The 12,096-nt window shown below is 49.4% G+C and carries 15 protein-coding genes; 5 read left to right on the top strand and 10 right to left on the bottom strand.

Features of this window, described 5'->3' with window-relative positions; all coding sequences use genetic code 11:
• The 6 genes from BM035_RS23095 to BM035_RS21590 form a co-directional block, all read right to left on the bottom strand.
• A partial coding sequence (locus BM035_RS23095) for a helix-turn-helix domain-containing protein (protein ID WP_254775560.1) occupies positions 1-194 on the bottom strand: 194 nt, incomplete at its 3' end.
• A gap of 114 nt (positions 195-308) precedes the next feature.
• Positions 309-716, bottom strand: a complete 408-nt coding sequence (locus BM035_RS21615) for a hypothetical protein (RefSeq protein ID WP_092034354.1) — start codon at positions 714-716, stop codon at positions 309-311.
• Between the two features lie 250 nt (positions 717-966).
• Positions 967-1,833: an HD domain-containing protein gene (locus BM035_RS21610; protein ID WP_092034352.1), complete on the bottom strand. Its 867-nt coding sequence runs from the start codon at positions 1,831-1,833 to the stop codon at positions 967-969.
• Between the two features lie 22 nt (positions 1,834-1,855).
• Positions 1,856-3,208, bottom strand: a complete 1,353-nt coding sequence (locus BM035_RS21605; RefSeq protein WP_092034351.1) for a hypothetical protein — start codon at positions 3,206-3,208, stop codon at positions 1,856-1,858.
• Positions 3,209-3,307: 99 nt separating this feature from the next.
• A complete protein-coding gene (locus BM035_RS21600; protein ID WP_092034349.1) occupies positions 3,308-4,333 on the bottom strand; it encodes a nuclease-related domain-containing protein in 1,026 nt (341 codons plus the stop codon).
• Positions 4,334-4,716: 383 nt separating this feature from the next.
• A complete protein-coding gene (locus BM035_RS21590; protein WP_092034346.1) occupies positions 4,717-5,628 on the bottom strand; it encodes an alpha/beta fold hydrolase in 912 nt (303 codons plus the stop codon).
• A gap of 71 nt (positions 5,629-5,699) precedes the next feature.
• Here BM035_RS21590 and BM035_RS21585 point away from each other — a divergent pair, with 71 nt between their 5' ends.
• From BM035_RS21585 to BM035_RS21570, 4 genes are all read left to right on the top strand, one after another.
• Complete coding sequence (locus BM035_RS21585; protein WP_175497449.1) at positions 5,700-5,840, top strand: hypothetical protein; 141 nt, start codon at positions 5,700-5,702, stop codon at positions 5,838-5,840.
• Positions 5,841-5,986: 146 nt separating this feature from the next.
• Entirely contained in the window at positions 5,987-6,784 is a 798-nt protein-coding gene (locus BM035_RS21580; RefSeq protein WP_092034345.1) for a hypothetical protein, read from the top strand.
• Between the two features lie 40 nt (positions 6,785-6,824).
• Complete coding sequence (locus BM035_RS21575; RefSeq protein ID WP_092034343.1) at positions 6,825-7,571, top strand: NYN domain-containing protein; 747 nt, start codon at positions 6,825-6,827, stop codon at positions 7,569-7,571.
• A 198-nt stretch (positions 7,572-7,769) separates the two neighbouring features.
• On the top strand, positions 7,770-8,231 hold the full coding sequence (locus BM035_RS21570) for an RDD family protein (protein WP_092034342.1): 462 nt from the start codon (positions 7,770-7,772) through the stop codon (positions 8,229-8,231).
• 135 nt (positions 8,232-8,366) lie between these two features.
• Here BM035_RS21570 and BM035_RS21565 read toward each other — a convergent pair whose 3' ends face one another.
• Positions 8,367-8,873, bottom strand: coding sequence for a hypothetical protein (locus tag BM035_RS21565; protein WP_092034340.1), 507 nt, complete (start codon positions 8,871-8,873; stop codon positions 8,367-8,369).
• Positions 8,874-9,202: 329 nt separating this feature from the next.
• Here BM035_RS21565 and BM035_RS21555 point away from each other — a divergent pair, with 329 nt between their 5' ends.
• Complete coding sequence (locus BM035_RS21555; protein ID WP_092034339.1) at positions 9,203-9,631, top strand: tautomerase family protein; 429 nt, start codon at positions 9,203-9,205, stop codon at positions 9,629-9,631.
• A 33-nt stretch (positions 9,632-9,664) separates the two neighbouring features.
• On the opposite strand, the gene BM035_RS21550 is transcribed toward BM035_RS21555, so the two are convergent.
• The 3 genes from BM035_RS21550 to BM035_RS21535 form a co-directional block, all read right to left on the bottom strand.
• Positions 9,665-10,783 (bottom strand): PIN domain-containing protein, encoded by a 1,119-nt coding sequence (locus BM035_RS21550; RefSeq protein ID WP_092034337.1) that lies wholly within the window; start codon positions 10,781-10,783, stop codon positions 9,665-9,667.
• A gap of 281 nt (positions 10,784-11,064) precedes the next feature.
• Positions 11,065-11,541 (bottom strand): hypothetical protein, encoded by a 477-nt coding sequence (locus BM035_RS21545; RefSeq protein ID WP_092034336.1) that lies wholly within the window; start codon positions 11,539-11,541, stop codon positions 11,065-11,067.
• Between the two features lie 265 nt (positions 11,542-11,806).
• Positions 11,807-12,096 (bottom strand): transposase domain-containing protein (locus tag BM035_RS21535; RefSeq protein ID WP_139216091.1); only part of this gene is annotated, 290 nt, incomplete at its 5' end.

Below are 12,096 nucleotides of genomic sequence, written 5' to 3'. Positions count from 1 at the left end.
AAATGCACCAGATAATCCCGGTGATCATCGAGTCGCTTGCTCCGCGAGGGGTCTGCAAACCGTTCTGAAATCGCATCCACCTCCATCCGCAGGTACTTGCGAACGGTATTGCGGGACAACCCCAGTTCCTGACTGATGGCGCGGATCGACAGCCCTTTGCCGTTATCGTGCAGTGCCTTGATCTTGTGTATCACAACCCACTCCTTCACTGACATGCCCCCGGCCATGGATAAAAGCGGGGGACAGTAGCTGGTTCTGTGGCCTGACGGCCACCCGGGGGTGGGTCAAAATTAATGGCCAGTAGTGGGTCATTTTAATTGGCCACTAACAACACGCTCAAAATTACCTTCGGAGGTGGAGATTTTTGCAGTAACTGTGATTTCACCTTGCTCCCCATGATTTTTCACAGTCGCATTGTATCTATAACCGAAGTCGCCTTCTCCGTTTACCAACAGCACATCCTGAGTGAGCTGATTATTCGACAGCTCGCAAACTGCCTTACTCCCTCCAGAATCTAACAAATTTACGACTTCAGAAAGAATAAAGGCAGCTTTCCCACTAAAAATAAGATATACAAACCAAAACGCAATTACCGATTTCCAGAAAACTCCCGTCCAATAATCAGTCGAGTGAGGTTTTTTCACACCACAATGGGGACATTTTTCAGCTTTATTAGAAACCTCTTCACCACACTCTCTACATTTAACAATCGCCATCGATAAAAATCTCCTTCCTATGATTTATTGGAAATAACGCTCCGCACAGGGGCAGACAAATAAGCGCAGCGTTTTGGCTGTCCCAGCTACCAACGGGAGCGATTGCTGCGGTTTTTTATGAACCATCATTGGGCAATGAATACCAAATCTTCCTACCGGGCCAACCGTCACAAAAGAGATGTGGTGTATGACATTATAAAACGGATTTATTTATCGGCGCTGTATCGCGTTATATTTTTATGATTATGTTTCATGGCTCAGCAATTCGTGCTTTCAGCACTTGAATAGCCTTGGAATAGCGTTTATTTAGTGACCGAGCTTGCTCTTCGGATAGGGCGCTGAGGCGGCTGGGGTCATTATTATCGAGCAGGTCACAGAGTTTGACCTGGATTGCAGCCAAAGGCCCTTTGGCTGCGAGTTGATCTATGCGCTGTGCGTAAGTCAGCCCGTCATCCTTGTTTTTGGTGACGGCTGCAACGGTCTGGATGGTTTGTTCTGAATAGCCCCGTTCGCGTAAGTCTTCTGCGGTAATACCACAATCTTCCATTACGTCATGCAGAAGTGCTGCATGACGAGTATCCTCGTCAACATTTGGAAACAGTTCCAGCAGACGCATTTGAACCCTTAATGGGTGTTGGGCATAGGGGTGGCCGGCTTTGTCGGTTTGTTTGGCGTGCAGGGCAATAATCCATGACTTGGTGTCATGTATGCGGCGCTCGCAATTCCACAAATCCCACTGCTCAGGCGTGACATTGTCATCGTCAAAAAGATGGTACACGTCGATATCAAGGAGCTGCTGGGCTATGGCCTCCTGCAGCTTGGGATTCACCTTAGGGAGTTCTTTCCCTTCGGTGTGGATTATGCATTTGGCTATCAGCAATAGGTCGTCTCGGTACATGTCTTCGATAGGTGGATTATCCCAGACAGTATTCATAGCCTCACATAAAGACTCAATCTTGCCGTGTCGCTGCTCTTCGGGGAAAGGTAGGGAATAGCGCAAGTCTGTGTGGTTAAAGTGACTGGCACAGTAGCCCACGATGGCCTTCATAGCTTCCCATTCATCTGGGGAAGCATTCAGGCTCGCGAAGGCATATTCTGTGCGTTCGATCTTGATCATCTCTCGTCAGTCCGGGTCGACGTCACTCTTTAATGATAAGGCTCTCTGCTCTCTTAAGTTTACCTAGTGCAGCATCAAAGACTTGTTCTCCGCTTTCGGTATGCTGCTGGTAAACAGCAATGAGTTGATCGACTTTATTGATGGTGGCATAGGTCAATTGGCTGTTCTGTTGTTTGGCTTGTTTTGCGGCTTCCTCCGCTTTTTGGAACTCATTTCGAGCTGTATCGAAGTCATTCAGCGCATCACGTCTTAGCTGTTTAATCTTTTCAAAATGTCTTTTCAGCGACTTGAACCCCTTCAACTCAAACAGTGATTCGTTGATTTTTATGAGACTAGCGGCAATCTCAGCCTTCGTTTGTGCAGATTGAATACCATTCGACAATAGCCAGTCGTTATCCAACTTGACCATTTGCGTCACTGCACCTTGGACTGAGGCATTTTGCTTCGCGACCAACCAACGCTCGTAAGTCTTATCACGTAGGAGTTTGACGCCGCCATTGTCGAATACTTGGAAGTTCAGCTTATCAGGATTGATCCGCTCATCGGCGATACGCCCGATCTTCGGTCTGAACTTGAACACCAGAAGCTGTTTGGCACCCTCTAGAACTTGAGGATAATTGGGGAATTGAGGGCAGATTTGACGGATTTCGGGAATGATTTTTTCTTGCAAATAAGCGGCGGGGTGTGAGTTGAGAATCTCCTTTTTGACCGCCTCGTTATCATATTCCGCAATGACGCTGACGTAGGAATGCTGACACCATTTGGGTCCAGGCTGACTAAACCATGAAATAAACTTTAGGCCTTCGCTCTGATGCAACACGTATTCATTGATCTCGCTGCGAATAAGCTGTTTTTCAACGTCGGCGGCGCTCCGCGGGTCAAGGGCTGCCAATTGCTTGGAGTTAAGGTGATATTGCGCATCAAGGGAGCGGTGACCGGTTACTTCAGCTCCTGCTTTACTGACTTTTACCGTGATGCTATCCCAAGGTGGGGGCTTGTTGCTTTTGAGGGCGGAGACAAGTCCACTCGGGGCCATATTGCTCGGCTTGCGGTACATGGCCAGAGTGATGTAATCGATCTCCACTTCGGCACCACAAACACGCTGAATTGACGGGAGAATGGCATCATACACCCACTGGTGCAGAGGCTTGCCAAGCGCTGCCATTCGTTGTTCGTGAGGTGCGGAATAAAAAACACTGACCGGGATGGCGCCACCGGGAAGGTTGTGATCTTCACACCAACGCTGGTTTGATGACCATGGAAACGAGAGGACCCAAAGCCCGTCTTGCTGATAAATCACTTTGTCGTCGTTTTGAGCAATTGCTGGCAGAGCAATCAGGAAACCCATACCGACAGTTATCGCTTTTAAAATCATATTAACCCCTGGTAGCGTAAATTAAGCATAACGCTCGGCTCACGCGCCGGTTTGGAGCCGCGAAAATAAATCTGTCCCGGTTTTCGCGGTTTCCCATGGTTAATCAAGCACCTCAACCTTCCCCGCTTTGCATTCAAATCGATTGCCTGATATTGCCTTAACTTGTATTTTGCTCAAATGAACCTTCATTCCTTTCTGTAACGTTTTTCCATTTTTCATAAGTGACTTGATCGTTGGTGGCTCAATACGCACTGTACTTGCACATTTTTCTTTCCATTCCGGATGTGATGGTGCGTCAATGATATGTCTACTCCTGCCAGCATTATGTCGATATATGCCTACAACATCACTACCTAACAACCACGAACCTGAAGGAAGATAATCTGGATCGGATTTCGATTGATAGGGTGTATGCGTAAATTGTTTTTTGTGTTCAGCATCACACCGCTCTCCATGCTTAACCGTTTGACCTGCCTCTTGTCGCTTAGCGGCCACAAGACAATAGCGCCAACAGAGTTTGTATCCATGCTCGGAACATTGGCCTGCCTTGTCCCGATAAGAAAGTGAGTCTGCAAACACTGTATTACCATAAACAAGTAATACCACCAAAACGTAAATCGGAAATAATATGACATTCATAAACAACCCCTTTGCCTGATTGTTATGTTTTCTTTCGTGGTCTGTAAAACATCTGTCCGCATTTGCATGCCTAGCAGTGACTAGGTAGCGCGCTTCGTTATAGCAATCAATGGCTTCCATCACCTTCTGAACTTCAACAGTCGACAACCGCTGCTCGATTTGGGCCTTGATAAAGCCGACATGCCCACCACCGTGGGTCACGCTCTCCGGCATAGGCGTTTTGAATGTAGCATCCCCCACAAAGATCCCGTGCCGCGAAACAATGATGTGGTCGATCTGAGTAGTGCCGGCTTCGGTGGGTAGGGCAACGTTCTTGATCAGGTAGCAACGGGTTTTGCGTAGACAGAGTTTGGCGGAGAAATTAACCACTGCTTCCCCGGCTTTGCCTTTGAAGCAGGGGAATTTGATAGCCGCCGCAATAATGAAGAGCGGTATCAGGTACCAGATATAATCGAAGAGGGGCGGTAATGCCGGGGCGTAGTCCATCTGTCATCCTTAACAGCGGCGTTTATCCGTTTCTTATAACTACACACTAGTCCAACCCTTGGGAAACTTCCCACTCGGGAGACGAAAAATTTAGTAAACCACATAAAACAAACCTGTCCCGGCTCTCTGCAAATAGGCCGTTTCCGATTCTGAGCGGTCACGACCGGCCCGCCAAAAGCCATAACAGCAAGCCAGCACCCCCGAGAAGAAGCACTGCAAAATGGACCGCCAGGTTCTTGCGAACAGTTGGGACGGGCTTAGCGGTGAAACCAAAATAATCATCACCAAACAGCCCAACACCGCAGCGTTCACAGTAGTTTTTCGAGTAAGAGACCCGGAGCTCAGATGGCTCAAATCTTTTTCGGCAACTGTAACAACTAGGCTTAATCACCTCGGGCTCCAATTTGTTTGAAAAACCGGGCCAGGAAATCCAGCTGATCTTCGATGGACTGCTCCAGAGCTTCGTCCCGATAGACATCAAAATGACCGACCGGATAGTGCTTCACTTCCACGTTCGGCATTCTCTGGGCCGCTTTGGCCGCAGCGCTCGCCGGGGCGACGGTATCGTGGTCGCAAATCAACACCAGTGCCGGGCAGGCGACTTTGCTGGCCAACCGGATGGGCCGGAAAAGAGGAATGGCATAACTCACGCCCGCTGCAACGTAATTCGATGCGTTATCCGCCAACAAGGGAACATACCCCTCCTGGCAGTCCTCAGCCGTCATCATGCCCAACTCGCCGGGGCGGCCGGCCGACGCAATATACCGGGGAGACATCCCCAGCCCACGACGCAGCCAGTCGACCGTTCCGTGCCAGGTCAGGCGCATCGCCTGCATGAAGCCGGCATAACCGACAACCCCCAGTAACGACGCCAGACCATCCATCATCGGGCATTGGGAGATGGTGCATTTCACGTTCCCATCCTTTGCCGCGGCCGCAATCACCAGCCCGCCGGAAAACGACGTTCCCCACAGGCAAATGCGGTTGCTATCCACACGATCGAGCTGCCGCGCAAAACCCAGTGCCGCCAGCCAATCTGCCACTTCCTTCCAAGGGCTCAGCGTCTGCCGTGGCTGGCCATCACTGTCACCGAAATGGCGGTAGTCAAAGGCAAAGACCGCGTAACCCGCATTGCAGAAAGCTTCTTTGAACGGTGCCAGACCGCTGGCATGAGTCAGCCCAAAACCATGGGCCATGACGACGCACGGTAAACCTTTACTGCCGGCATCCGGCGTATAAAGAACACCGCGACAGGTTGTACCATCGCTCTGAAATTCCTGGGACGTTTCGATCATTGTTTGGCTCGCATCCTTGAAGGTCGAGAGTCTCAGGATAGCTCATTGCCTCGATGATCAAACGAGCCCTCATGAGCCAGATGCTTGAAGAAATCGCACAACTCGTTGACCTCAAAGGTGAAGATGCCTGGATCTATCTGCAGGACATTCCTACGGCTCAGATGATCGAGTTTGGGCGTTTTTTGCCAGCGCTGGGCGATGAAGCTGAGTAGGAAGAGGAAATGTCTCCGGGAAAGCGCGCCAACTTACACAAATAACCGCAATAATAGATCTGTCCCGGCTCCCCCGGTCTTATCTGTTGAACTTCTGCTAACATCATGCACTGCAAACTACTTTTTAGCCCTGTATGGTTTTGACAATGCTTGATCACATCAACCGGTTCTTATTTCTGGCACTCGGTTTAGTCACAATAACTGGCTGCGCAACGCAAACGATCAATACCAGTTTCAATGCCTTTCCGTCAGACGATTCAATGGCATATTTCTCAGAGGGGTGGATCATCCAGAAGCAAGAATCTGATGACTATGTGGTTCAGATGGCTGTCCGAGATGGAAAACAGGCGTGGGAGCCCATAACTGCTCTACTTTTCGTTCAGAACAAGTCTGAAGAACCCGTGAACGTCAGTGTGGAAAACATCTCCTTTCATCAAGACGAGTACTCGATTGATCTTCTTTCCTACAACGAACTGACTCAACAACACATCAGTCGCGCTCAATCCCGAAGAACTGCACTTGCACTCAGCGCGATGGCCCAGAGCTTCAGTGCTGCACAGTCTCAGACCACCACAACCTACGGTTCGGGAACTGCATACGGAAGCGGAGGGACAGCGAGCTACTACGGCACCTCTCAGTCATACACCCGTGACCCCGCCGCCTCTGCGGCGGCTCAGGCTCAGATTCAAGCCAACGTCCAGGCCGGAGTTTCAAACATCCAGTCAGACCTGCAGCGCAACCTTAATTCAATGGATGGATATCTCCAGAAGACAACTGTTTTTCCGGGCCAGAGTTACAGCGGAAGGTTCCAATCCCAGATGACTCGCTTCGACCAAAGGCCTGAGTCGATATATGCTCTGACAGTAGAACTCGACGGCGAAAGGTTCAGCTTCAAGTTTATCGAGGAGGCAGACATCCAGACGCACCAGCGCAAACTGTTCTGAGAAGGTCAGAACTACCAGCGACAAGGACAGCTCAAACAAGATGAACAGCAACTACAAAATCGCTCTACTCATCGACTGTGACAACGTCAGTCACCAATCCATCGAAGGGGTACTTGAGGAGCTTGCCAAATACGGCGCTGTAAACGTGCGCCATGCCCACGGAAACTGGAACGGTCCGCAACTGGGTAGCTGGATCGAAAAGCTGCACGCTAACGCCATCCGGCCGGTTCAGCAGTTTGCCTATACCACCGGCAAGAACGCTACCGACGCCTCAATGATAATTGACGCCATGGACCTGCTCTACAGCGGGAACGTCGATGCCTTCGCCCTCATGACCAGCGATTCCGACTTTACGCCCCTGGTAATGCGAATTCTCGAAGCCGGTCTGCCCGTCTTTGGTTTCGGCGAGCGCAAAACCCCCATGCCCTTCGTGAACGCCTGCTCGCAATTCATCTACACAGAAAACCTGCGCGAAGACACAGAGGAACCCGATAACGTCAGCAACGGTGGAACGCCAAAACCAACCGTGGAAACCAAATGGGGCCGTAATCAACTAAGGGGCGACACCGTACTGGTCCGAACCCTACGAACTGCGGTGGAACAGACTGCTGACGATGATGGTTGGGCGCATCTAGGAAAAGTTGGCCAGTATATTTCTAATAACAGCTCTTTCTCCCCCGTGAACTACGGGTACAAGAAGCTGAGCGATCTTATTCGAGCCAGTGAACTCTTCGAGATGAGTGTGCGGGATAAGAACGTCCTGCATATCAAAAGCCCAGAAAAATAGCTTTGTACCGGTTTACCCTCTGATTCAGGCCCAGCTGATAAGACTCATCTTTACGGTAACAATCTGTTTCATTTTTTGAAGTGTGCAAATTGTAGTTAGCTTGGTAACTTACGCTCTGTAATGCCAGACTTTACTGAAGAAGGCCACCTCACAGTTGGCCCGCACGGGAAGCAAACTCATAAATTTAAAGGATGAAGTATGGAATATGATGACTTGGAATACGTCGGCTTTTGGGCTCGAACTGGCGCAACGCTGATCGATTCTATCTTGATAGGTATTATTGTGTTTCCCCTGCTCACCGCGTTCTATGGTGAGTCCTACTGGGAAGATACAAGTTTAATCGTTGGGCCCATGGATTTTCTTTTGTCCTGGGTATTTCCTGCTGTAGCTGTGATTCTATTTTGGATATCAAAACAGGCAACACCAGGGAAAATGGCCGTTTCCGCCAAAATTGTTGATGCCAAAACTGGCAATGCTGCAACAACTGGCCAGCTGATCGGACGCTACCTCGCATACTACCTCTCCTTGATACCTCTTGGTCTTGGCTATTTCTGGGTGGCCTTTGATTCCCGCAAGCAGGGCTGGCATGACAAGCTCGCGGGGACAGTGGTCGTGCGGAAGAAGCACCGGGCACCGAAACCCGTCTCGTTCGACACCTGACATACGCATATCGGAAGGTGTGCAGAGAAGGACGGCTAGATACGGAGAGCAAGGCATAAGACTGCCTTCACATATATAAGGAACCGAAACCGGGAAAGGTCTATGTCGCGAAAAATAGACCTGTCCCGGTTTTCTCTAAGCTCCTCCTCTCTTCCTTAAAGTCTTGACGGAATAGACAACCAGTACCGACAAAACTACCGAAACAAAGTCTTGGAAAGAGAGAATTCTCAGAGCAAACATCAGTGATGGAAAAACCAAAATCAGCAGCGACCAATAACCATCAAAGAACCGGTAAGTAAGCAGATAACCAACGCCCCAAACCAAGATCAGAATAAAGGTGATAGCAGAGCTAATCTCCTGCAGAACATCAAAATAGCCTAGGCTTGGAGCACCTCCCCGTTCTCCACGGCGCTCCTCAAACCAATCATTGTTTTTCTTGTTTAGCTCCTTTAATTCCTGCCACTCCTGCGAATATGGTGAGTTACCTGCACCCTTCATGCTTTCATACAGCTCATCAATTCTCTCTGCATATGGAGAAGGCCCCAGTCTTTGCCCTCCCTCCGAAACAATTACCGGGCTTGCCAAAATCAGTAAAAAAGTCGCCACAGAAAGAGCGAATGACACAGACAGAATCTTAATCATCAATTGTCGTACCGAAGGTTGCGAATACGGCAGGCGGGGCCCTTAAAGGCTTCTCCCTATCTAACTCGGCGGTATATCGACTTAGGTGAGAGTCGAATTTGAAACCTGCAGAAACCGGAGCATGTCACGGCTCCCCCATCTGATCAAACCGCCAGTTCAATAATCTCACCAACCACACTGTCTTCACGTACCTGCAACCGTCCAACCGTGATCGGCAGCGTAAATCGCCGGGGCCCGGCAGATAAGCGTTGCTATAGTGAAACAAACCCGCCTCGCTCCGATAGTGGCGAGATCCAATGCAAACGTACAACCTATGGCAGGAGCTTCCCATGCCCACTTACACCGTCACGGTCGCGAATCTGTCTCTGTCGCCGCAGCAGAAATCACAGATCGCCGAGGCCATAACAGCGGCCCACAACGCCCAAACCGGCGCTCCCCGGTTCTTTGCCCAAGTTCTGTTTTCTGCGGCCAGTGAGGGCGACCACTTCGTAGGTGGCCGCGTGAACACCGCGCCTCAGGTGTATGTGTACGGCCTGGTGCGGGAGGGCAGAAGCATCGAGATCAAACAGGCCCTGATGACTCAGATGCTTGAAGAAATCGCCCAAATCGTGGACATCTCAGCTGAGGATGTCTGGATCTATCTGCAGGACATTCCGGCCACCCAGATGATCGAGTTTGGGCGGTTTTTGCCGGCGCCGGGCGATGAAATTGAGTGGCAAAAGGGAATGACTCCGGGGAAACGAGCCAGCTTACCCTAATAACCGCAGTAATAGATCTGAAGCGGTTTTCACTTAAAATTTAATAGCGTCGGCGTCATCAATCTCATATCCGTCGTAGATAATATTATTAATCTTCGCCTTACTTACTTTTCCCGTTGTGGTAATCTGATGTTGCCACTCAATCCAAAAGCGGCTTTTACCGGTTGCCAGAACCTGCCGCTCAGGTAATCCAAGGCCCGCCGCACTAGATTTTGAAGCTGAAAGTAGCCCTGCAAGGTCAGTTAAAGGTTTTTCTCTAACGATCTTAAACTTGCGGATTACCTCCGTGCTCCAAACTACGGTTTGACCCTCCTTTCGGATAAACGTTTGGTCTCCCAAAGCAACACCGTCATCAACCCTAGTTCCGCCAGAAAACTCATTAACAACTTCGACAAGCTCCCGTGAAAACTGGTCGGATATGAGTTCAAACACACGTGCTTTTTTGTACAGTCCTTCGTGAGAATCGAAGTCGTAAAACAGTTTTGTTGCTTTCGGAAAAATGTCCTTTAAGAACTCTTCCGTAATTTCCGAGGCAATAGCGTTTAGTAGACTTTTTAAGTCGTCTAGCGAATCTAGAAGGCGCACGTTCTTCGCTTGGTTTGTCCGGTTTTCTATGTATTGTTTGAGATTTTTATCACCAGTAACAAAAACCAACAAACAGCTTCTGGGCGTTGCTGGCGACCGACTATGTTCTTGGAAGAATGTTTCAGCAATTACAGCATCGCGGAAGCCTTTCTCTTTCTCTCCGGAGATCTCGAATGGGAGCTCCCTTTTTGCGCTTTTCGCGACTATGGAACTCCAATTAACCTGTTCACAGTCTAATTCACAGATTTCAATTCCAAGATCCTCAACACCTTTCCGAATCTTAGAGTCTACTCGATCGGCCATCACCTCTTCCGATATTCCCAAACAGTGACCAATCAGTTTTTCCAGTTCATTTATTTTTGGGCTAAGCGCTAACGCAGCCTGAACCATTTGATGGCGCCGCTCTTCTACTACCATCCGAGGCAACATCCATTTGAGTTCGATGCTCTCGATGCGCTGATGTTCTGCTATGTACTGAGACACCTTTGTCGCTATTAGCAAATGCGCTTGAGATGCATGAAGTATATTCGTGTCAGCAAATATCTTTATAAGACTAAACCCTGCCATGTCACTCTCCAACGCAACCTAAAAGCGCACATAAAAACGTTATGAATTTCCCTAGCGGAAATAAATCTGTCCCGGTTTTCCCGTAACTCAGGTTCGCCATCAAAATCGGCGTCGAAAAGATAGACCCCCCACGTATTCACGCAGGTGAGATTTCCAATGACAACCTCATGAAGCCGGTTAGCTAAACTCAAATGTTGATTCATACAATCTCACTAACGCTCTGCTCAGCGGCCAATTTGGAGGCGCATCGCGCCGGAAAATCGGTCCGCTGAAGCCCCTTGTTAACGATATAGTGTCAATATTTTCCGCAAGGTGATCCTTGCAATAGCCAGCAAAAAAACCGTGATCCCCGAAATCATAATGGCGCCAACCAAGATTGCACCCAGTGCCGCATCACTCAACCCAGTTGGATCGAGATAGAACCAAATCACCGCGATAGAGCATAAGATGCAGATTATCAATGAGCCGTAAAAACGATGCTCCAGCATCCAATAGTGCGGCCACTCATAAAGGATCTTGTTTTCTTCTTCATCTCCGGGCCTGATGACCCCCATACCAAGTTGATAACTTAAAGCGACAAACGTGAACGGTAGGGCGCTGACAATGTCAGGAATGTTTGAATCGCCCTTGATATTTAGAGCAATTTTTTCAAACAAATCCGGGCTTTCTCTGAAAATATAGAAAACCAAAACCCCAATTAAGAATTCTGGAGAAACAAGCACCAACCTTTTCAGATCCATTATCTTTGAACCCAGCATCAGTGCTCCATGTGCCTCTCTTCACGAATTCTTTCAAGTATCTCTACCGTCTTGCGATAAAGGTCCTGTGGTTCAGGATCTCGCAAAAAAGAAAAGTTTCTTACAGTTTCGGAGGTTCTAATAATAATAAAATCCTCGCCCTGCCTACCTCTCACATACCCCTTACCGTAACCATCTGCCGCCATCAGAATTGCCGCATCACCAATCGGCAGCGGCTCGGGCTCGTAGGGTCTTTCGTAAGCGCCGTTAAATCGACCCTCTTGCCCTAATCGTATTGAGCCACTTTTTTCAAAGCCTGCAACTCGGCATTCCAGGGCAGCAAGGCTTCAAGCTTCTCCAGTGTATCGGCCCCAGCAATGCGCTCCAGCACATGGTGGATATAAGCGGAGGGCTCCAGGCCATTGGCCTTGGCGGTTTCTATGAGCGAATAGCAGGTGGCGCTGGCTTTCGCCCCTTGTGAGGTATCGGCGAAGAGCCAGGCCTTTCTGCCGAGGGCAAACGGGCGAATAGCGTTCTCGGCACCGGCATTACTGATGTTCAGGTCACCGCGTTCGC

The organism is Marinobacter sp. DSM 26671 (assembly GCF_900112835.1).
GTDB classification, from domain to species: domain Bacteria; phylum Pseudomonadota; class Gammaproteobacteria; order Pseudomonadales; family Oleiphilaceae; genus Marinobacter; species Marinobacter flavimaris.
This window is presented reverse-complemented; position numbering and strand designations above follow the sequence as displayed.